Annotated in this window: 10 protein-coding genes; 5 read left to right on the top strand and 5 right to left on the bottom strand. The window is 64.8% G+C overall.

Annotated features, from left to right (window positions below):
- Positions 1–27 precede the first annotated feature (27 nt).
- The 4 genes from LZC94_21230 to LZC94_21245 all read left to right on the top strand — a co-directional run bounded on the left by LZC94_21230 (position 28) and on the right by LZC94_21245 (position 7,590).
- Positions 28–5,085 (top strand): SDR family NAD(P)-dependent oxidoreductase, encoded by a 5,058-nt coding sequence (locus tag LZC94_21230; protein WXB19735.1) that lies wholly within the window; start codon positions 28–30, stop codon positions 5,083–5,085.
- 341 nt (positions 5,086–5,426) lie between these two features.
- Positions 5,427–5,852, top strand: a complete 426-nt coding sequence (locus LZC94_21235) for a nuclear transport factor 2 family protein (GenBank protein WXB19736.1) — start codon at positions 5,427–5,429, stop codon at positions 5,850–5,852.
- 11 nt (positions 5,853–5,863) lie between these two features.
- Complete coding sequence (locus LZC94_21240) at positions 5,864–6,778, top strand: NAD-dependent epimerase/dehydratase family protein (protein ID WXB19737.1); 915 nt, start codon at positions 5,864–5,866, stop codon at positions 6,776–6,778.
- A gap of 92 nt (positions 6,779–6,870) precedes the next feature.
- Positions 6,871–7,590, top strand: a complete 720-nt coding sequence (locus tag LZC94_21245) for a transcriptional regulator (GenBank protein WXB19738.1) — start codon at positions 6,871–6,873, stop codon at positions 7,588–7,590.
- Here LZC94_21245 and LZC94_21250 read toward each other — a convergent pair.
- From LZC94_21250 to LZC94_21270, 5 genes are all read right to left on the bottom strand, one after another.
- Complete coding sequence (locus LZC94_21250; protein ID WXB19739.1) at positions 7,587–8,279, bottom strand: hypothetical protein; 693 nt, start codon at positions 8,277–8,279, stop codon at positions 7,587–7,589. The genes LZC94_21245 and LZC94_21250 overlap by 4 nt on opposite strands.
- Positions 8,280–8,355: 76 nt before the next feature.
- Positions 8,356–10,977 (bottom strand): serine/threonine-protein kinase, encoded by a 2,622-nt coding sequence (locus LZC94_21255; protein ID WXB19740.1) that lies wholly within the window; start codon positions 10,975–10,977, stop codon positions 8,356–8,358.
- A gap of 736 nt (positions 10,978–11,713) precedes the next feature.
- A complete protein-coding gene (locus LZC94_21260) occupies positions 11,714–13,798 on the bottom strand; it encodes a hypothetical protein (GenBank protein ID WXB19741.1) in 2,085 nt (694 codons plus the stop codon).
- A 17-nt stretch (positions 13,799–13,815) separates the two neighbouring features.
- The gene (locus LZC94_21265; GenBank protein WXB19742.1) at positions 13,816–14,982 is read right to left on the bottom strand and encodes a hypothetical protein; all 1,167 of its coding nucleotides are present in this window, start codon (positions 14,980–14,982) and stop codon (positions 13,816–13,818) included.
- A gap of 33 nt (positions 14,983–15,015) precedes the next feature.
- The gene (locus LZC94_21270; protein ID WXB19743.1) at positions 15,016–15,846 is read right to left on the bottom strand and encodes a hypothetical protein; all 831 of its coding nucleotides are present in this window, start codon (positions 15,844–15,846) and stop codon (positions 15,016–15,018) included.
- A 1,848-nt stretch (positions 15,847–17,694) separates the two neighbouring features.
- Between LZC94_21270 and LZC94_21275 the strand changes: the two genes are divergently transcribed.
- Positions 17,695–23,454 carry a hypothetical protein gene (locus LZC94_21275; GenBank protein WXB19744.1) on the top strand — a complete coding sequence of 1,920 codons (5,760 nt, stop codon included), beginning with the start codon at positions 17,695–17,697 and terminating at the stop codon, positions 23,452–23,454.
- Positions 23,455–23,460: the final 6 nt, after the last annotated feature.

Genomic DNA, 23,460 nt, shown 5'->3' on the forward strand with positions numbered 1-23,460 from the left:
TCGCACATCGATATTGCCGTCATTGGTATGTCCGGCCGCTTCCCCGACGCAAAGAATGTCGACGAGTTCTGGACGAATCTGGAGTTGGGCAGGGACTCCGTCCGCGAAATACCGCAAAACCGATGGAACGTGAATGAACATTTCGACGCCGATCCACTCGCGCCCAACAAGACGTACAGCAAATGGGGCGGCGTGCTCGATGACATCGACCGCTTCGACCCCGACTTCTTCAACATGTCACCGCGCGAGGCGCGCCTCACGGATCCGCAGCACCGTCTCTTCTTGATGGAGGCGTGGCGCGCATTCGAGGACGCGGGCTACTCCGGACAACAACTCGATGGGAGCCGTTGTTCCGTTTTCGTCGGTTGCGCATCTGGGGACTACAAGAACCTCCTCAAAGAGAGTCGCGTGCCGCTCGAGGGTTATACCTTCATGGGCAACGACGCGTCCATTCTCGCCGCGAGGATCGCCTACTATTTGAACCTTCGCGGCCCTTCGATGGCGATCGACACGGCGTGCTCGGCGTCGCTCGTGGCCGTGCATCTGGCGTGCGAGGCTCTGCGTGAGGGGAAATGCGATCTCGCGCTCGCCGGCGGGGTCGCCGTCCTCGTCACCCCCGAGCTCCATATTCTCGGCAGCAAAGCCGGAATGCTCTCCCCGCGAGGCAAGTGCCGTCCTTTCGACGATGGCGCCGATGGCTTCGTTCCCGGCGAGGGGGTGGGCGCCCTCGTTCTAAAGCGCCTCGACCGAGCGCTGGCGGACGGAGATCACGTTCACGGGGTCATTCGCGCCTCCGCGATCAACCAAGACGGCAAGACGAACGGCATCACGGCACCGAGTGGCCCATCCCAGACCAGCCTCGAGCTCGAGACCTATCGTCGATTCGACATCGACCCCGACGCGATCACCTATGTCGAGTGTCACGGCACCGGCACCAAGCTCGGGGATCCCATCGAGATCGACGCCCTCGCGAAGACGTTCTCCGAGTTTACGTCGAGGCGCGGCTACTGTGCGCTCGGCTCGGTCAAGAGCAACATCGGGCACGCGCTCACGGCGGCGGGTGTCGCCGGCCTGGTGAAGGTGCTCCTTTGCCTGCGCGAGAAGAAGATCGCGCCATCCCTCCACGTCGAAAAGACGAATCAGCACCTCCGGCTCGAAAGCAGCCCGTTCTTCGTCGCGACAGAGGTCCGGCCCTGGGAAGGCCCGCGCAATGCCGCGATCAGCTCCTTCGGCTTCAGCGGTACGAACGCGCACCTCGTGGTGGGCGAAGCTCCCGCGCCCCCGACCATGCCCGAGCCAGAGGGTAGGTGGCGGGTGGCGGCCCTCTCGGCGCGAACCCCCACGGCGCTCCGCGAGCGTCTGCTCGATCTTCACGCCTGGCTTCGGGCACACCCGGGCGCGTCCCTGCGCGATGTGACGTTCACCCTCGCAACGGGGCGGATGCACCTGCGCGAGCGCCTCGCCTTCGTGGCGCGGTCCATCGACGAGCTGACGAGCCACATCTCCGAGCACCTCCAAGGCGCGAAGCCATCGCGCGATGGGTCGAGCCCGGAGATCATCGCCGCCGCGGACGCCTACGAGCGCGGCGAGCCGCTCCCCGCGTCCCTCTACGTGGGTGAACGCGCGAGGCGCGTGCCGCTACCGACGTACCCGTTCGCCCGCGACCGCTGCTGGGTGCCGGAGATCGACGCCCCCGCGGACGCGGCGAACGGCGTGGTCGAGAAGAGGACCCTCTCGGCCGACGATCCGCTCTTCTCCGAACACGTCGTGAACGGCAGCCGCGTTCTGCCGGCCGTGGCGTACCTCGCGATCGCCCACGAGGCGCTCTCGAAGTTGGCCGGAGCCCAATCGCTTCGCCGCGTCGTGTGGCTGCGACCGCTCGTGATGGCCGCTGGCCCCATCGAGGTGTGCACGCGGCTGCGCAAGGACAGCGGCAAGCTCACCTTCGAGATCTTCACCGCCGGCGGGGTTCACTGCCGCGGCGAGGCCGCCTCAGAGGACTCCTCGCGGGCGATCGTCCCGCTCCGCGACATCCAGACGCGATGCTCCGAGCTCGTCGATGCCGAGACCCATTACTCGGGCCTCACGGCCGGGGGCCTGGACTACGGACCATCCTTTCGCACCGTACGCGCGATCCGGCGCGCCGCGGATCGTGGGGAGGCCATCGTAGCCCTCGAGCGGCGCGGTGCGCTCGCGAGCCACCTCTTTCCAGGGGTCCTCGACGGAGCGCTTCAATCTCTCGACGCGCTCACCGATCCCACGCTCCCCTTGCTCATTCCGTTCGCCCTCGAGCGCCTGCAGGTGTGCTCTTCGCTGCCCAAACGCTCCTTTGCCCACGTTCGCAAGACGGGGAGCACGGAGTACGACGTGACCATCGTCGACGAGGCCGGTCGCCCGTGCGTGATCTTCCAGGGCATGGCCTTTCGCGCACCGAAGCTCGCAATCGCGACGGCGACGGCAACGGCAACGCCCCCGCCTTCGAAGGCCGTCGCGACCCGCCTCTACGTTCCCGAGTGGCGCGAGCCCCTCGAGCCGCCGCGAGTGAGCAGCGAGCCCGCACCGGGCAGGCATGTGCTCATCGTCCGCGAACCGCACCGCGCTCCGAGGGATCTCGCCCTCGCGATCGCGCGCAGGCACCCGCGGGACGTGGTCATCCAGGCATCCCCCGACGACGCCATCGTCGATCGACCTGGCGCCGACGTGGTCTACTTCCTCGCGGTATGCGACGAAGCCATCGACCCGCGTTCGCTCGATCTCGCGAGCCGAGCGGAGACATGGATCCTTCGGCTCTTTCGTCTGATCAAGACGCTCGGCGCGAAGGGCGCCGCAAACGACGCGCTGGATCTGAAGGTCGTGACATCCGACGTGCATGGAGTCCACCGCGACGACGTCGTCCGCCCGATGGCCGCGGCGCTCGTGGGCTTCACCAAGTCCCTCGCAAAAGAGCGCCCCCGGTGGAAGGTGACCTGTCTCGACATCTCGTCCGCGGAGCTCTCTGGAGCGTTGCGCGAGCACGTGGTCGACGCGCTCTTGGCCGAACCCTCGAGCCCAACCGGCGAAGAGATCGCGCTGCGGCGCGGGCGGCGCTGGGAGCGCGTCCTGCGCGAGGCGACCGTACCGCAGCCCGATCGCCTCGTCTTTCGGGAGCGCGGCACGTACGTGATCCTGGGCGGCGCCGGGGGCATCGGTCTGGAGCTCGGAATGCACCTCGCGCGCGTCGCCAAGGCGCGCCTCGTGCTGCTCGGGCGCAGTGAGCTGGACGAGCGCCGCCGGCGATCGCTCGACACCATGATCTCGCTCGGCGCCGAACCGCTCTATCTCCGTGTCGATGCGATTGACGAAGCGGCGATGGCACGCGCGGTCGCCGAGGCGAAAGAGCGCTTCGGCGCCATTCACGGCGCCTTCCATTCGGCGATCGTGCTTCAAGATCGCCTCGTGCAAAACATGGACGAGGCGACCCTCATGAGCGCGCTCTCGCCCAAAATTCGCGCGAGCGTGGTGCTCGCGCGCGCGCTCCGCGCCGAGCCGCTCGACTTTTTCGCGTTCTTTTCCTCGGCGCAGTCGTTCACGGGGAACGCCGGACAGTCGAACTATTCGGCCGGATGCACGTTCAAGGACGCGCTCGCGGACGCGCTGCGCCACCAGGGCGTCCCGACGGCAACCGTGAACTGGGGCTATTGGGGCGAGGTCGGCATCGTCGCAACCGACGAGCATCGCCAGCGGATGACCGCCCTCGGCGTCCATTCGATCACGCCCGCCGAGGGGATGGACGCGCTCGAGCGCCTCCTCACCCATCGCGTAGCCCAAGCCATGCCGCTCAAGGCCGAGGCGCGCGTCCTCGGCAAGTTCCGGGTGGACCCCCGTCCGCGACTCGACCTCCGCCGGATGCTCACCGCCTTCGACGCCCTGGACGACTTCGGACGGAGAATGCTCGTCGGCGCGTTGCAATCGCTCGGCCTGTTCGAACGACGCGGTGCCGGCGGCACGGTGGACGAGCTCGCACGACGCGCGGGGATCGTCGCCCCCCACCGGCGCCTCTTTGCCACGCTCCTGCGGATCCTCACGGAGGCCGGCGCTCTCGAGAGCACGAACGGGCGCGTGGTGGCGACCCCCAAGGTCGAGCGCCGCCAAAGCGAGGACGCGAAGGAAATGCAGCGGCGCCTCGTCACCCGCTATCCGGAGGTGACCGCGCACGCGGAGCTCTTACGGACCTGCGTGTCCGAGTACCCGCGCGTGCTCCGGGGAGAGCTCACGGCGACCGATGTGATGTTTCCGGGCTCGTCGATGCGGCTCGTCGAGGCGATCTACCGTGGGGATCCGGTCGCGGAGCACCAGAACGAGCTGGTCGCGCGGGAGGTCCGAGCGCTCGTCGCGCGCCGGGAGAGGACCCGGATCCTCGAGATTGGCGCAGGCACGGGCGGAACCAGCGCAGGAGTCCTCGAGGCGATCACTCCATTCGGTTCCAAGGTCGAATACACGTACACCGATCTCTCCGCGGGCTTCCTCCAGCATGGCCGCAAGACCTTTGGAACCAATCGCTCTTGGCTCCAGTTCCAGCGCCTCGACATCGAGCGCGATCCGGCCCAGCAAGGCTTCGAGGCCGGCACGTACGACATCGTACTTGCCGCCAACGTCCTGCATGCGACACGACGCATACGAGAAACCCTCGCCCACGCGACCAAGCTCCTCTGCCCAGGCGGCGTCCTTCTGCTCAACGAGACGACCGGGTTCAACGTCTTCGCGACCCTCACCTTCGGGCTCCTCGAAGGGTGGTGGCGCTTCGAAGACGATGAGCTGCGCGTGCCAGGTTCGCCTCTCGTCGCGCTCGAGACTTGGGAAACGCTCCTGCGCGAGCGGGGTTTCGGAGAGGTCACGGTCGTCGACCGCAGACCGGCGAGCGAGCACCCTCTTCAGAGCGTGATCCTCACCCGCCTATCGGTCGCACCCACCCGCCGAGCATCGATGCCGGCGCGCGCTCCCACGAACGGACACCGGGTGACGGACGATCTCACGCGATTGCTCGAACGATTGGCGGACGGATCGCTGTCACCGGACGAAGCATACGAGCACCTCCGGCCCCAATGATCTTACTCGGGGGAGTTGCGGTTGCTGCAGGCTTCGACCCGAAGGTGGAAGTCCGAATTTCAGTTTTCAACGCGCAGCTCCGAGCCCCCTCTTGATCGAGCGATCCGCCTGGTTCGTGGCGGCGGCTCCCGACTTCGACGACCTCGAGCCCGCTGCATGGTGATCGGCCAGATCACACGGGCCGCTCATTGAATATCGACGTTCTCGCATGAATTCGCGCGCCGCTGCAGGTGTGCATCGGCGCAACATCCATATGCAAAATCGCACATTGTTCGTCCGATACGGTCGCGCTTACCGTCCGATTCCAAGACACGCCACTCAATTGAAAAGAGGAATCGACCATGGGTGCTCCCTCCCCCGAACTTTGTAATCTATGGCTTGCACGCGCGTTCAACGCGCAAGACGTCGAGGCGGCCGCCGCGATGTATCACCCCGATGCTTCCATCGTCCGCGTCGACGAGGTGCACGGAGAGACCAAGGTCGCGCGAGGAGCGGCCGGTATTCGCGAGACGATGGCGGCCTACATCGGCCTGAAGCCTCATATGGACGTCATCACGCACCATACGACGATCTCCGGCGACTTCGCCATGACACGCTCGCAGTGGTTGATCACCGGCGTCGACCGCGACGGCAAGAAGACGGAGGTCCATCACCATGGCATGGAAGTGCACCGGCGTCTCCCCGACGGCACGTGGGTGTTCTTCATGGACCATCCCTTCGGCGCCGACCCGAGCTGGGCCCTGGACCGCCCGCCCTACACGGAGTGAGGAGGACGACCATGGGCTCAGTTCTCATTACCGGCGGTATGGGGTTCACCGGCCGATACATCGTCCGCGCGCTCCACGATCGGGGCCAGCCCGTCGTGAACTACACACGGGATTTCGTCGCCTCGGGCGAATCGGATATCGTATCCGAGCAGGGCGAGCTCTTCGACATTCCACGCATTCTCCGCGTCTTCGAGCGGCACCAGGTCGAAGCCATCGTCCACACGGCCGCGATGTCTCACCCCACCTTGTCGCTCGACTTCCCGATCGGAACGTTCTCCGCGAACGTCGACGGGACCCTCTGTCTGCTCGAAGCCGCGCGCGTCGCCAAGATCAAGCGCTTCGTGAACTTCTCGTCGGAGACGGTCTACGGCGCGGTCGACGGCCAGGTCGGCGACGACACACCGGTCAAGCCATCCACGCCTTATGCGGTATCCAAGGTCACCACGGAGTGGCTGGGCGACGTCTACACCAAGCACTACGGTCTCGACGTCATTTCCCTGCGCATCGCCCAGGTCTACGGTCCCGGAAACAAGATGCCCGAGATCGTCGGCGATATTCTAAAATCGCTCCAGCGAACCGGCTCCTATCGATTTCACCAAGGACGAGATCACGGCTTCAACTTCGTCCACGCCGCCGACGTCGCCTCCGCGACCTTGAGGACGCTCGACGCCAAAGGCCCCTTCGGGCGCTTCGCCTACAACGTCTCGAGCGGCGAATACTGGCGCGTGGGCGACCTCGTCGATTTGGTCCGCAAATGCCGGCCGAACGGCGAAATCGAGATCGGTCCAGGGCGCCTCTCCGAGCTGGATATGAAGGGGCCCCTCGACTTGACCTCGACGCAAAGAGATCTCGGCTTCGAGCCTGCCTGGGGGCTCGAGCGCGGCATCGTCCACTATATCGAGCACCTCGAAACGCATCCGTGGTAGCCGGTGCCGCCGATGCGTGAGTGAATCCGCGCGCGGCGGGTCTTGGACATCGGTGGCATTCGGAGGCCTCGGCTTCGGATAGAATGCGGAGCATGGATGGCAACGCGCCGAACGAACACCTCGACGATCTCGAGCTAGCATCCGCATGCGCCCGTGGCGAGATCGAGGCCATCGCCACCTTCGAAGCGCGCTATTTCCGGGAGATCGACGTCGCCCTCGCGCGCATTGCCCGCTCGAGCGCCGATCGGAGCGAGATCGCGCAGCGGGTTCGCGAGCGGTTCTTCGTCGCTCCTCCCGGGGGCCGGCCGCGCATCGCCGAATATGCCGGCCGCGGTGAGCTTCGAAATTGGGCGCGCGCGGGGATCGTGCGCATCGTGCTTCAGTTCGTGACCCGGCGGCCGCGCGATGTGCCCACGGAGGATGCGCTCTTTCTGGCGGGGCTCGCCTCGAACGAACCGAGTCCGGAAATGGCTTACCTCAAAGCCCGATACGGCGCGGAGTTCAAAGCCTCGTTCGAGAGGGCGGCGAATGTGCTGACCCCGCGCGAACGCAACCTTCTCCGGCACGGCATCCTCGATGGTCTGACGTCCGACGAGCTCGGCGCCCTCTTCGGCGTCCATCGTGCAACGGCTGCCCGCTGGCTCGCCAGCGCCCGGGAGCGCTTGAGCGACGAGCTCCGAAGAGATCTGTCCGCGCGATTGGAGGTCCCGAGCGCGGAGCTCGACAGCCTCCTTCGCGTCATGCAAAGCAGCCTCGAAATCACCCTGCGGCGCTACTTGGTGAACGCCGATGTGGAGGAAGAATCGGCTTAGCGCCCCACCCCGTCACCTTTGCACACGGCCGAACCTCCTTGTCCGGTGAAGGTGCAGTCCCATTGGAAGGATTTGGGCCTCGACCCGACGGAGAATTGCGCGCGGCATGCGCCGGTCACTCCCCTTGGTCCCGTCGCCGAAAACGTCGCACGATCGTTGGAATCGAGGGTCGCGCTGCGAAATCCGGGATTGGGGTTGCACGTGAACGTCAGGCTGCAATCGTTTTGCGCGAGCGTGCACTCGACGGAGGATGGAAACTCGCTGCACGCCGAGTTCGACCCCGCCGCATCGAGCACCACCGAATAGGCGCCGTGCACGTCGCCGCACGTCGCATTCGAGCCACCATCGCTCCGCGGACACGGAATTTCCTGCGCGCTCGTGGGCGTCCGGCAGGTTCCGACATTTCGTTCCGCGATCCGGCTTGGATTCGAGAGATCGCAGTAGCTTCCTCTTGCGCAATTGGAGGTATCGATGCAGCCCTCGAGGCATTGAATGTCCAGGCACCAGCGCCCTGGCTGGCACGTGGTATGCGCGCAGGCGGACGAGCCGTCCTGATCGTTGAGCGCGACGTTGTAGCACTTCTTACCGCCGTTTCCTGGAGGGGGATCGCGCCCGTCGTCGGCGCTATTCGTGGAACTGCACGCGGCGAACGCGATGAAGGAAAGCAGTAAGGTGCCGATAGCTCGCATGGATCACTCCTGCGCCACGTGAAGCGGGCGCGCGAGTAAGGACACGGCTCGCTCGCCTCCGTCGCAGACTTTCTTTCTATGGCGTGCGCATTTTCGAAAGGAAGGCTTCTACGGCCTCCTTTCGCGCCCTCGCCCCCGGGCCGGCGGCGGAGAAACCGTCGCGGGCGCGCGTAGCCCACGATCGGGCTTCGAGCGGCGTGAGGCCGGGCAGGTGCGCGAACGCGAACCGAGCCTCGGCGGATTTCACGGCGGGAGCCGGGTGCGCATCGTAGTATGCGATGGCTTTTTGCAACCTCGGTGCCGCGGCCTTGTCGCCGAGGGCAAGCTCCGCGCGCGCAAGGAGCACCATGGCGTCGACCGTCTCGAAGTGGTCCGGCCCGATGGACGCCTCCCAAATGGCCAGGGCGGGTGTCATCACGGTTCGCGCTTCGGCGAAGAGACCATGCCGCAATGCCAGCTCCGCCAGCGCCATGCGGCTGAACGCGACCGCCAGGTGCTTCGGACCGAAGGTTTTCTCCTCGATCGCGAGCCCGCGCCGCACGAGGGCGAATCCTTCGTCCGTTCGTCCCCGTTGGTCGACGACCGAGCCGAGATGAAGCAACGAAAAAACGATGACCGTGTGCTCCGGTCCAAAGGCCTTCTCTTGCAGCGCGAGGCTCCCTCGCAAGAGCGTCTCCGCCTCTTCGAGCCGGCCCAGCGCGTCGTACGTCTCACCCAAACGCTGCATGGCCGCGGCGGTTCGGGGATGCTCGGGCCCGAGCGCGCGCGTGAGAATGGCGACGGAGCGCTCCAACACGGCGGCGGACTCGTCGAAGCCGCCCACGTAGACGAGCGCGTGCCCCAACTGACCGAGGGAGAGCGTCAACTCGGGATCGTTCGGTCCCAAACGTTTTTCGAGCGCCGCCAGGTGCTCGCGCCAGAGCGACACCGATTCGGAGGCTTTGCCCGCCAAGAGCGCCACCATCGCCTTGGCCTCCACCCATCCATCGTGAAACTGGATCGGATGGCCCACTCGCTCGAGCGCGGCTTCCTCACGCGCGAGCGCACCGTAGGCGGGCTCGATCTTCCCTTCGAGCACGTAAGCACGACCCAGCACCGACCACGCTTCGAGCGTGGTTTCTTCCGCTCCCGAAGCCTCCGCATGCCAGAGCGCATCGAGCAGCGAGGCTTGGGCGTGCGCGAGATCGGTGACCGCCAACTCGAGAACTCCGCGTCTCAATGCGATGCGCGCCGTGAGCGGGCGAAAGCCCACGGCCTTTGCCTCCTCGGCGAGCGGCCGCACCCGCTCGAGCGCATCGCGATAACGGCCGGCATCGCCGAACGCCTTCACCACATCGAGCTTCGCCTCGAGCGATGCGATCGCCGCGCGGCTGGCCGGATCGGGCGGGGCCTTGGAGGAAGACGCCAAGAGAACGGTATCGTTGCACGTGGCAATGGGCACCAGATGGCCGGCCGCGCTCGATGCCTGCTCGACCACCCGCGCATTGGCGGTGGCCAAAACCTCCGTGAGCGCGCGGAGCTCGCCGAGACGTCGATCGAGGCAGAGTGTTCGCAGCGCGTGCACCGAATCGGGCTGATCCCCCCGGATACGGGTGGCCCGGCACGTATCCGTGCGCGACGCGATCCAATCGCGCGCATACGCATCGAGCTCACGGTCCAATTGCTGGAACGCGGCGCCGGCATAGGACTTCTTCGTCGCCTCGAACGACGCGCGAACGCGCTCCTTCACCGAGGGGTCCCACACGTTCGCGAGCGCGGCCTCCATCCCGGAACACGCGGGCGCGCGGGCAGGCGTCGACGTCATTCGCGCGAAGGCAAAGACGGTCGACGCGGCGGCAGCGAAGAGCGCAAACGCGGTCATTTTTCGCGTACGGGACGAGGCCGGGGCGAGCGACTGGAGGAGCTCGGCCATGTGCGGATGGCGGTCTTCCCGATTGGCGCTGAGCCCCCGGCGCAGGGAATCGCGCACCTTGGCCGAAAGATTTCGACCGTCGCGTGCCTTGGCAGGCAAGGCGGTAGGGCCGGCCTCGATCGCAGCGAGCAGCTCGCGCGGCGTGCTGCCACGAAATGGACGCTCGCCGTAGAGCGCCTCGTAAAGTGCGACGCAGAAGCTGAATTGATCGCTCCGCGCATCGGTGGGCATTCCGCGATGTTGCTCGGGAGACATGTACGCAGGCGTCCCGAACCGCACTCCATTCTCCGTCACGACCGGATCGTGGGCTCGCCCGTCGTGCTCGAGCTCCCCATCGAAGACGCGCGCGTGGACCAGTCCGAAATCGGTCACACAAACGCGCCCGTCGCGGCCGAGCAAAACGTTGTCCGGCTTGAAGTCGCGGTGGACCAGCCCTTTTTCGTGGGCGGCGCGGAGCCCCGCCCCCGCCTTCTCGAAATGCTCCAGGATCTCCCGGGTGGCGCGCGGTTGCTCGCGAATCCAATGCGCGAGCGTCCCCCCGTCGAAGAGCTCCATTGCCACGAAAATGCGGCCGAAAGCGGCGCCCACGTCGTAGACCGTGGCCACATTGGGATGCGTGAGCCGCGCCATCGCGCGGGCTTCGCGCAAAAGCCGTCCTTCGGCCTCCGCAGAGATGTCTCCGAGCTCGGGGCGCAGGAACTTGATGGCCACTTTTCGATCGAGCTCGGGATCGAAAGCCATATGCACCACCCCCATCCCGCCGCTGCCGAGCGGGGCGAGAATCACGTAGCGTCCGATGACGGCGCCGATCGAAAGCGGATCCCTCGGAGCCGAGCCCGCGTCATGCAGGTGGGGAGCACGAGAGACGTCCTCCAACGGAGGCATCGGAGCGTCTCGCGCGACCAGCGCCGCGAGATTCGATAAGAGCTTCCGGCACGGCTCGCAGCCATCCACGTGGGATTCGACCGTCGAACGGGCGAATTCATCGAGGGTTTGCTCCACGAATGCAACGGCGAGCGTTTCGCTGAGGCAATCGACGGGTCGCGAGTCCTCGATTGGCAGTATGTCGTTCGGCAGTCGATCCTCCACACGATGAGACGATTCCCCACTGCCCGAAAATATCCTCCTTCGTAAGGGTGTCAATGCACATCGTATACGAAACACCAACGTTGTGCGTGGTCGGGGAGGGATACGTTTGGCCCACGGCGGGTCGCCGGGCCGCGCTGGGACGTGTACATGCAATCGGAGAAGTTCGCTGACGATATGGCCATGCTGCTCACCGAAGCGGGCATGGACATCGACGATTCGACCTTCACGCAGCGGCTCGCCAAACTCAGAAATCCAGGCGAGGTCCTCTCCGCGATCAACGAGCTCCGGGACGGCGCGAAAGGCATCCTCGAGCTCGTCGAAATATGTCGTGAGCGTGCTCGCAGAACGAACGTGCGACGATGCGAGCATGAACGCATTCCTCAGGAAGCTGTGTCCTTCGCGTCCGCGCGCACGTGGTGTCGCGCCCGTCGGCTCACCAGATCACGGGCACCGGCTTGTCCGTACCGGCTGGTTCGACGCTCTCCGTGCGGTAGCAGCCGTGGCCGAGCGGGTTTTTCTCCTCGACGAGGGGGACACCCGCCGAGATCGCGTGCATCTCGTTGGAGCCCCAGCAAGCGACGGCACCGTTCCGAAGGCGTGCGCACGTGTGGAGAGTGCCCGTCGCGACTTCGACCGCGTCCTCGAGGTCGGGAACCCTCTCGGCTCTGGACTGCGCCTTCTTGCTGCATCGCGCGGCCCCGCCGCAATACATCGTCGTGCCCCAGCAAAAAACCCGTCCCGAAGTGGCGAGCGCACACGTCCGATCGCCCGCGGCGACGATTTGCTGGACGGGACCATCCATCCCGAGAACGTCGACCGCAAGGGGATGACGCGCCGTCGTGCCGTCTCCAAGTTGGCCATGCTCGTTGCTTCCCCAGCACCTGACGCGTCCCCCATCGAGAAGGACGCACGCGTGGCCGTTGCCTGCGGCAATTTGCAGGGCCGACTCGGTCCCTGCGAGCTCGCTCACCTGGTTGTCGCCCCAACAATGCACGGGTTGGCCCTCGGTCAGCGCGCACGTGAACGCGGAGCCGAGGGCCACACTCTTCACGCTGCCCAGAGAGCCCGCGCTCGGGATTGGTTTCTCCACCACCGCGTCGGGCGCGTCGCGGATTTGTTTCGATTCATTCGCGCCCCAGCACCAGAGCTGGCCGCTGCTGCGCACCGCGCACGCATGGTGCTCTCCCACGACGATCTGCACGGTCTGATCGAGATCGATCGGAGCCGTGGCGACAGCCAAGCCGGCACCCTTGGAGCAATGTGCAGCTCCTTCGCCGGAGATGTTGCAAGATGCGAATTTGCCAAAAGCAAATCGATGCGCGGGGCGTGCATCGAGGATTTGAATCGGTATTCGTACGGCCCTCTCGCTGGCCGCCGTGCTGGCGTGGCGGGAGAAGCAACGCCACCCGCTTGCAGCGCTTCGGAAGCATACTTGATCGCTGCCGACCGCGAGATCGCGCGCGTCGGTGATCCCCGCGAGGGGTCGAGGAACGTCACTGCTCGACGCGCGAGCGGTGCTGTTTGGAAGGATGTCGTTTCCCCAACATTGGATTTGACCGCTCTCCGTCTGCACGCAGCCCGCGAAATCCCATAGCGCGAGCCGGGCGGCGCCGGGGACCGTGCTCACGTGTTTTGGGGCTCCACCCCAAGCACCGAACGGGCCGATATCCCAACACCAAATGTCTCCCGCTCGCGTGAGCGCGCATGTTCCGTCCGCGCCCCCGCCCGCCAGGCTCACCATCGGCTCCAGCGGTATCTTCGCGCGCGGGCGCGTCGATGACTCACAAAATATCTGGCCCTGCTCGTCCAAGCAGCACGATCCCGAATCGGTGACGGCGAGCTCTCTGCAATGGTCCATCGGTGATTGAGGACTCGGTCGGTCGTCCTCGTTCGATGCCAGTCGGTCGCAGATCATCATTTTGTCGCGCATGCTGGCGCAGACGAAGCTCGAACCGATGGCCAGCGAGGTCGCCCCGTCCAATCGAGGGCGCTGGAAGTGCCCATTCGCATCCCAGCACGTCACATGCCCCGCCGCATCGAGCCCGCAGCCGCGATTGCTCCCCGCAACGACTCGGACGAACGAAGCCTCGCGAGGAGGTCGTGCCACGGGCTCACGGACCACGCCTTCTTTTTGGCTCGACCAACAGCGTGCATGGCCCGCGACATCGAGCTCACAACCATAACCCATCGCCCCGAGAGCAACGGTTTTCGCGGCCGCCGATGCGCCGAATTCCGAATTGGATCCATCGAGCGAGGCCGCCAAGGGGCTCTCGTCGCCCCAGCACCAGACGGAACCGTCCTTCATCGAAGCGCAGCTCGTATCCCCGGCCAACATGAGCGCCTGAACGCCGCCGCCCGGCACCGCGCGCGAAACGGGTCGTGGCGGCGGAGGGACGACTTCATCGTTGCATTGGCCATATCCACGGAGGATCACGAAGAGGCTGGCGATGCCTCCAAGGGCGACGAGCGCACCCGCGACGATCAGGAGCTTCAGCGCGATCCGGAACCGGCTCTGCACGTCTCGCCCCTTCCCCGTTATGGCTTCGGGCGCGCCTTGAAGTCGTCGAGACCCTGCTGGGCGCTCGGGGACAGCTTCAGATGATCGTCGCTCGTATCTTTATTCCAGTCCATGTCGGGCCAGATCAATGTCAGCGCGTATCCCTTCCTCTCCGCCTGCAGCAACCGCTCTCGTATGCGATTTCGTGCGCTCCCGATGTCTTTGTCATCGAGCTCCAGCCATGGCTCCCCTTGATGGGCGGTGGCGCCGATCTCTCCGAGGATGGGCTTCGGCGATTCTCGGTAAACGACAGGAAGGCGCTCGGGGTCCGTCAGAGGCACGATATCGAGCACACCGCCGAGGCCACGGTAATAACTCGGGTAGTAGTGAAATTGCTTGAGGTCTCCCGTCTCGTAGGTGTCGAGGTCCCGATAGTAGCGATGCCCGACGGTGGTTTTCGCCTGCGGGTCCTCGCGTTTGATGCGCTCGAGCACGGCTCCCAAGAAAGCGTTGATTTCTTTCACGCTCGCGGCCGGCACGCGGACCGTGTGGTTGGGCCAAATGGCCGCGTTCATCCACGAGGGCTCGTTCATCACCTCCCAAGCATAGATAACGTCTCGATACGACTTTCCGAGCTGCGCGAACGGAGTAACGATCTGCTCGACGAACGTCGAACGCATGGCAGGATCCGTTACGATGTGATGCCTCTTCTCCCATCGATGTACGGGATCGGCGACCCCGAAGTCGAGGATCGACGGAATCACCTTCATCTCTTTTTGTCGAACCGTGTCGAACAGAGTCTGCAGGTGCCTCAGAAACCGCGGATGGAGCGTCCGAGCGAAGGCCCATGTTCGAGCGCTGTTGTTCGAGGTCCCCAAGTTCTGAGCGTTGCATAGAAGAAAGATTCGAATGATGCGAATATCCCATTTCGATTTCAGGAGCTCCAGGTTCCTGGGAAGACACGTCAGCCAATTTTCCTGCCAAGGCTCCGGTCCACGCTCTCGTTTCTGCGGATCTTGTTCGTCGTGGAAGATTTCCTCGTAGGTCTTTCCCTGGTCGGGATCGACAGCGTCCCCTGGTCGCCAGTGGGGACCGAAATACCAACCAAATTTGTCGAAGCCCCACGTGTAGTTGTATCCGAGCAGCATCCGCGGGGCGCCGACAGCGCTGATGATCCGGTTCTTCTCGTCGGGGGTATCGCTCATGCTCGGTCACCCTGGGATCGGCAGCGGGCTCACCTACGCCGGCCTCCGGCGCCCTTCGTGGTGAATGGGGGTGAGCTCGTTAGCTTTCACACCATAGTCACGTTCGAAGGCCGCCACGTTCGCCTTTCGGGTTTCTTCGCGGTACGCGAGGTTGTGAAGCTTGCGATCGATGTGCCCCGCATCCTCCCCGTAGGTATTCGTGAATAGGCGTCGTTCGTAATGATAGTCCTGGAGGCCGCGGCGCGGGTCGTCCTGGGGGATCTCGCCCCATTCTAGGTTGCATTCATCGGCGAGCTCCAGATCTCGCTCGTCGATGAGGGCATTGTCGCGCGCGGTGCCCACGCGCACCACGCCGCCGATGCGCAAACGGTACGGCGCACCCGGCATCGGCTGCCGATCGCCATCCAACACCCAAATGCGCAGGCGCATGCGCGGCTGGTCCTCGTCCCGTGGATTGTCCGGCCGCGGGTCGTCCGGCTCATCGTTCTTCTCGGGAAACGGCCAGGGGAGCTCGTCGCGCTCGAACCGGAGCACCCCGGATTCGACGGCGTCATGGAGCATCGCTTCGAGCTCGTCGCGAAATCCGCGAAGGAGACGCCGGGGGTCTCGCGTCGGCTGGGGAAGCTCGTCGCCGAGGCGAGCGCCGGTAAGCGCGTCGTAGATTTGAAGGAGCTCGCGCGCGGGATGGTCTTCGATGGCCTGGCCGTGATTGAACGCACAACGGATGATATGCCAAAGCGGATCGTCCGAATGTGCGCGGCGCGGGATCGGCAGGCCGGTCTCGTGCTCCCGTGCGAGCCAGAAGCGCCACCGCCTTCCAAAAGGATCATCGACCCACCACTCGTCGTGGATGCCCCACCGCATGGTGCGGGATCCTAACGGTCTTCCAGGTGGACGAGCAAGACCGGCGCTGTTTATGCACCCAGGCGGTTGGGCCGATGATTCTGCGCCCGCCATGGCCAGCTCCCTCCTCGGCGAAGTGCGGGACGCCCGGCTCCTATGCACCGCGCACACCCCCTTCATCTGTCGCGCGCGATCCAGCTTGTACAGGCTCTGGCGCGGGCTCCTTGTCCTTCATGCCCGCCGCTGCGCGTTCGAGCATGTCCAGCCCTTGCACCAACGCCATCCGAATCACGGAGGTTCGCGTCACGAGTAGCCCGGGCGATCCATCTGTCGAGCAACGGCGTCCGCACGAAGGAGCCATTCGGGCGCCACGCGAAGCGTGATCTGAATCGCTTCTTCCCTACCTGGCCCCGGCATGGGTGCCATTGTGCGACGGTCATGACAAATTCCAAGCGTATTCGCAGCACTTGAGCTCAAACCTCCTGTCGATCCATGGTGGGCATCGTGTCGTGGCAATGCTGTCGATTGAACAGTCCACGGAGCCATCGGGCGAGCTCACGACAGCGCGACACAGGCGACGTCGGGGGCGCCGCACGCCCCTGAAATCGTCCATCTTGGGATCGCCGGGCGTGCGCGACTCATCGAAGCGACTCGCCCGCCAGCATGAGCCCCGCGCACCCCGCGGCGACAATGAGCAACGGCTCTCGGAGCTTTTTGAACTTCGTGAGCAGCCCGAGGGCAACACCGCAATGACGACCGTCGTGAGGTCGATGAGGGCCCGCCGGCCGAGCACGAAGGCGGCCCCTCGGCTTGGGCCGCGAGCTGCTCCGGATCCATATGAACGACATTGAGACCGCCCCGCCGACCGCCGCCAATCGCGGCTGGGGCCGATTGGACGAGGTGTTCGACTTCGGCCCGTGTGAGAGGACGACCGAGCTTACGCTCCTCCGACAGGAGAATCGCCGCGAGCGACGGCATGATGGTCGGGACCACGTCGGAGACTTGGCGGGCTTTTGCCGTTTGGTCGAGAAATCGAAATAGCTCGAACGGGTTGTGCCGCCGTCGTTTGCCCGATGGCGCGCATCGGGCCATCGCTCGAGCACGCGCCGGCGCGCGTGATCGTCGGGCCGGAAGGTATGCCCCGAAGCCAGCACGGGATCCTCGGTGAGCTGGTAGACGTGAAATGCGTCGAGCCACGCTATCGCGGCGCGCGGATCGTCCATCGAGATCTCCGCATCGGGCCGATCGAAGTGGTGCATGCCGCACGTGAAGAACGTTCTGCCGTCTCCAACGACCACCACGGCGCACTCGTAAAGGGCGCCCATCGAGCCCGCATCGAGACGCACGAGCCATGGTGTCCGGAGCGGAGCGAGTTTGACGCGCACAAGGAGCGAGCCGTTTCCCGTTGGGAGCTTCGGCGTCATCGGCGTACACGATCCGACTGGGGCACCCATCCATCGCAGGCGTCAAGTTCCGCAAGCTCGATGTCCTCTTGACCCGGACATCCGAGACGGTCGCCCAAGACGGAACGATTGGCCCGCACTCGACCACACCTACGCGACGGGAGCCGTGGTCTAAAACGGGCACTGGGTTTCATCGACCACGGTCAAAATCGGTTGCGGGAAATTTGGTGCCGCAAAGATAAATCAATTCGCCGCACGTTCGTTACCATTTGCCGACATCAAACTATCGCGCGCGACCCGTGAAATTCGACATTGCAAATGACAGCGATTTCGTACAATCTGCGCTTCCGGTAGCATGGACAAGGCATCCGTGCGCCGACGGTAACGTGGAGGATGCGCAGAGCTTGCGGCCCATTCGCAACAGCGCGCCTCATAGCTGATAGTCCAAAGACGGGAAGGTTCGTCGATGCAACCAGGGCTCTCTTCGAGATTTCTATCGGCGCTTGGCCTGCTGTTCGTGGTCATGCTCCCGTCATTCGGCGGATGCAGCAGCGGGGAGCCGCCTCCGAGCGGCGAGGCTCCGCCCATCGATCCCACGAAGCCGGTGAACTTCCACGAGGCCATGCGATTCATCTATTCCGGTCCGAACGCCAGGCAATCGGGCGTCGCGGCAGGCACCTTGGATCCGTCGCGCGAGAGCGTGATTCGAGGGCGGGTGCTCGACGGTAACGGGCACCCCATTGCAGGCGCAAAGGTCGTCGCCCCGAACCATCCCGAGTACGGTCAGACCTTGACCAGCACCGACGGTTGGTACGACTTCGCCGTGAACGGCGGCGAGCGCATCTTTCTGCGCTACTCGGCGGCAGGGCTCATCGAGGCGCAGCGCGGATTTACGCCCGGGCTGAATCGTTTTCGCAATTTGGACGATGTCGTCCTTCTTGGATCGAGCGCGAGGACAACGGCCGTTCAATTCAACGGCGGGAGCACCTGGCAGCTCGCCAGCGGGGAGCCCTCGGTAGCCGATGACGCAGCAGCCCGGACGGCGCATATCCTCTTTCCGCCGGGTGTTCGCGCGACGGTCACGAAAGCCGATGGCACCAAGGCGCCTCTTGGCTCCGGTACATTCCGCGTGACGGAGTACACCCGCGGCGACTTGGGCGACGAGGCCATGCCGGGTGCACTGCCTCCCGCGAGCGCCTACACGTATGCTTCGAACTTCGGGTTCGACGAGACAAAGGACGCTCGGGAGGTCTCTTTCGATAAGACCGTCATGGCGTACGTGGACAATTTTTTGTCCATGAAGATTGGGACCCTTGTTCCCTCCGGCGCGTTCGCGCCCGAGATGGACGCGTGGAAAGCGAGCGAATCCGGCCGAGTGCTGGCCGTGGTGAACGGCGCGAACGGAAAGCGCGGGTACGATACGGACGGCGACGGCAAGGCGGATAGTGCGACCGTGCTTGCGGCGCTCGGCATCACGCAGGCCGAAATCGACGCGAGCGCGCCCATAGCCCCGGTCGGAAAGAGCTTCTTCCGTGTTCCGTTGCAGCACTTCTCCACCTACGACTTCAACTGGGGACAGGCTCCGGCCGCCGACGCCGCCAATCCCGCTCAAGCAGCGGACGGAGCGTCGAACGGGTGCCGTCCTAAAGAGGATGTGCAGAAAGCCAATTCGACCATCCTATGTGAATCGCGGCTGCTCACCGAGCAGATCCCGGTGGTGGGCACCGGGCTGGAGCTTCACTACAGCTCGGAGCGGGTGGCGGGGCACACCGAATCATCGACCTTGACGATCCCCATCACGGAGGCGACGGTTCCCGCGTCCGCCAAGCGCGCCCAGGTGGAAATCGCCGTGCTGGGCGTTCGAACGACCAAGACGTACGACGCCGTCACGCCGAACATGACCCACACCTTCGTGTGGGATGGCAAGGATGCCTACGGGCGCGCTTGGCCCGGCCGAACGCGTGCATACGTTCGCGTGGGGCTCGTCTACGAGAGCGCCTACACAACGACTCCCGCCTTCGGCATGTGGACCGACGCATCGGGTCCCATCACTCAAAATCCGACGCGCCGCGAGTTCACGTTCTGGCGCACCTACGAGATGAACCTCGGCACCTTTCCACAGGAAGGGCTCGGATTTGGTGGCTGGGCACTCTCAGGGCTCCAAAATTACGACCCCGGCAATGGAGTCCTTTACTTCGGCGACGGGCGGCAGAACGAGCCCGATCCGCAGGCCGTGATCGAGCACATCGCAGGGAATTTCAGCCCCGGATACGATGGGGACGGTGGTCCGGCGACGGCCGCGAACTTGAACTACCCCTGGGGTCTCGCGCGCGCCGCCGACGGGACGCTCTACATCGCCGATGCGTCCAATAATCGGGTTCGAAAGGTTGTCAACGGCATCATCTCGACCTTCGCCGGCACTGGCGTCGACGGATTCTCGGGGGATGGCGGACCCGCTACGTCCGCAGACATTTCTGCTCCGACGTCGATTGCGGTCCGCCCGTTCGATGGCGCGGTGTGCTTTAGCGTCCAGTATCAGGATCGGGTGCGCTGCGTGACCAAGGACGGCATCATCCAAACGGTGCTCGGTGGTGGAACGCAAAGCGTCAACGTTTCGGGTGTTCCCGCAATAGAGGCCAATGTCCCCCGTCCCACGGATGTTGCTTTTGGGCCTGATGGGAGCATGTACGTCCTGGAAACGACGGACAACATCGTCGTGCAGCTCGAACCCGGCGGCTATGCGCGCCGGGTAGCGGGTGGAGGGACCGACCGCGGCGAGAACGTGCTCGCCTTGCGCGCAAGCCTCAGCAATGTCACCGGTATTGCCGTAGACCCGGATGGTGCGATCTACGTCTCCGAGCGCGGTGGAGGCATCGACAATCGGGTGCGGCGAATCGACCCGCGAGGGATTATCATGACCGTCGCCGGGGGAGGCTCCAATGGCGACGGGGGCGATGCGCGCCTCGCCAAGCTCGAGTTTCCGGGAGCACTCGCGGTGGATGGGGAAGGCACGCTCTACATCTCCGACGGAGGCCGCATTCGTCGCGTTTACCACGGCCGCATCTCGACCTTCGCCGGAGGCGGCGACATCCCGACGGTGAGCGGAGCGATCGGGCAACCGGCTCGGCGTGTCGCAAATACCGTTCCGTCCGCGCTGGTGCTCAGCCCCAATGGTGATCTTTACACATCCGAGTTTACCGACAGCGTGATCCTGCGCTTGCACCCCGTCGTTCCAGCGACGACGAATGGCGAAAAGTTGATCGTCAGTGGCGACGGTTCGGAGATTTACGTTTTTGACACGAACGGCCGCCACCTGCGCACCCTCGACGGGCTCACGAACGCCGTAAAGCTACGCTTTTCGTACAATGGCGCGGGGAAGCTCGCGCGCGTCGAGGACAACCATCACAATGCGACGGTGATCGGTTACGACACGAATGGCCGGGCAACGTCCATCGTCGCGCCGTTCTCGCAGACGACGCTCCTAGCATACGATGCGGACGGGTACCTCGCGAAGGTGACCGACCCGCTCGGGCGCGAAGAGAAGCTTTCGTACGGGCCGGGCGGGCTGCTCGAGCAGCGTCTCGATGCGGGGGGTGGCGTGCACGCGATGCAGTATGATGCGCGAGGAAACCTCTTGACCGACGCAGGCCCCGAGAACGCGACGTGGACCCTCTCGCGAGAGAGCTTGTCCCCGTTGCAGACCCGAATCACCACGGGACTTGGACGAACGCGTCTGCATTCGGCGTCGGGAGGGCGCGATACGGGGGATGTGCGCACCGTTACGCACGAAGATGGGACCAAGACCGTGTTGACGACCGATCCGGATCGCGGAGCGCACGTTACGTTGCCAGATGGGACGAAGGTGGATACCCTTGCAGCTGCAGATCCGCGCTTCGGTATGATGGCACCCTATGTTTCGCACGAGGTCGTGACGTTGCCCAGTGGTCTCAAGCGCACCATCGATACGAATTGGTCCGCGCGCTTCGACACCGACGGCTCGCTCCTCGGGCTCGATGGAACACGCACGACGGCGGACGGTGCGTCCAGCTCGACGTACGACGCGGCCGCACGCACATGGACCAACATCAGCGCAGGCGGACGGCAAGCGCGCACTGTGCTCGATGCCGATGGGCGGGTCGTGCGCGTGGAGGCGCCGGGGCTCGCTCCCCTCGAAGTCACCTACGATGATCGCGGGCACACGGCCCAGATCATCCGCGGCGACCGGCGGGTGACGTACGGATATGACGTCAACTCCGGGGCGCTCAAGAGCATTGCCGATGCTCTGGGGCCCCTCGTCTCGGTGGAGCGTGATGCCGCGCTGCGCGTTACCGCGTCGGTGCGAGCCGATGGGGCGCGCACCACATTCGGGTACAACGCACTCGACCGTGTGCTCACACTCACGCCTCCGGGCAAGCCTGCGCACACCATGACGTACGCCAAAGACGGACTCGAAACGTCCTATGGTGCGCCCGGTACCGGCCTGCGCTCGATGGCCTACGACGCCGATCGCGTCCTGGCTTCATTCACGCACGAGGACGGCGCGCAGACGGTCGTGGAGCGCGATAGCTCCGGACGCCCCGCGACCATGCGTTTCGCCGGCGGCACGGTGGCGATGGGCTACGACGCCGCCACCGGCAAGGCGATCACCTTCACCGGGCCGGACAACGCCTCGCTGCGTATGGGCTATGATGGCGCTCTGTTGACCAGCGTCGCCGCCACGGGGAGCGCCCCGGGCACCATCACCTGGACCTATGACCCGCTCTTGCGCCGCAAGACCGAAGCGATTTCCGGGGGCGCCTCGTTTACGTACACCTATGACGCGGATGGCCTTGGCACCGGCCTCGGCCCCGTCACGCTATCGAGAGATGCCGCCTCGGGGCTCTTGTCGAAACGCACGGTGGGGCGCCTCTCCGAGATCTACACCTTTACAGCACACGGGGAGGTCGCGACCTACAAGGCTAGCGGCGCAGGTGCCTCCCTGGACATGGCTTACGCCTACAACACCCGTGGTCAGCTCGTTGAAAAGCGAGAAAACGGCGTGCTCTGGGGCTACGGCTACGACGTGGCCAATCGGCTTGCGCGCGTTACCAAGAATGGCGTCGAACAAGCCGCATTTACCTTCGACGCAAACGGCAATCGTACCGACGGCGGGGCACATGTCGATGAACAAGATCGCCTCACACGCCGCGGCGATGCAACCTTCACGTACACGCCGCGTGGTGAGCGCGCGACCAAGACCACTCCCGCGGGCGTCACCAAATATTCGTACGATGGCCGAGGAAATCTGGTGTCTGTGGAGCTCGCGTCCGGGGTCCGCATCGAGTACCAGCTCGATGCCCTCGGCAGGCGCATCGGTCGGCGCCGGAACGGTACATTCACCCATCGTTGGCTTTACCGAAGCGAATTGCAGCCCGTAGCAGAGGTGGACGCGAGCGGCAGGGTCGTCACGCAGTTCGTCTACGCGCGCGGCGGCAACGTGCCCGACGCCATGGTTCGCGGCGGGGTGACCTATGCGCTCGTCAGCGATCATCTCGGCAGCGTGCGGCTCGTCGTCAACTCGGGCACGAACACGGCTGCCGCGCAGGCGCTCGACTATGACGTGTGGGGGCGCGTCACGAGCGATAGCAGTGCTGGGTTTCAGCCCTTTGGTTTCGGTGGCGGGCTTTATGACCCAGACACGGGGCTCGTGCGCTTTGGCGCTCGCGACTACGATCCCGAGAGCGGGACTTGGATAAATAAGGATCCAAGTCGGTTCGCCGGTGGACTGAATCTTTATGGGTACGCGTTCAACGACCCGGTCAACCTGATGGATATGGATGGCCATTCGCCGCGCCAAGCAGCCGGGAAGCTGGTTGGAACGCTCGTGGAGCGGGTTCGTGGTGGCCTTGAACGATTCGGCCGAGTGACCTTTGATAAAGCGGTCGAGGCTCTCAAAAATGGGGAGGACGTTCTCTTTCGCAATTCGGCTGAAGCCAAGGAGGCCGCGAAGCAAGCAGGTGGCGGAGCCTGCCCGATTCACGACAATGCTCATACAGGTGGCCAAGGCGGGCAGACCGCCCGACCGCACTACCATACGGGAGATCGAAGTGGAGGACACGCATTCTACTCCATCCTTCCCTTTCTCGACTTTGACGGGGATGGGGTAGTCGATTGGAGCGACGCGCTTGAAATATTTGCTCCGCCCGTACCGTTTTTTCCAACGCAGCAACTGCCCTCCGGTGCGTAGTGAGTC

The sequence above is a fragment of the Sorangiineae bacterium MSr11954 genome, assembly GCA_037157815.1.
Classification (GTDB): domain Bacteria; phylum Myxococcota_A; class Polyangia; order Polyangiales; family Polyangiaceae; genus Pendulispora; species Pendulispora albinea.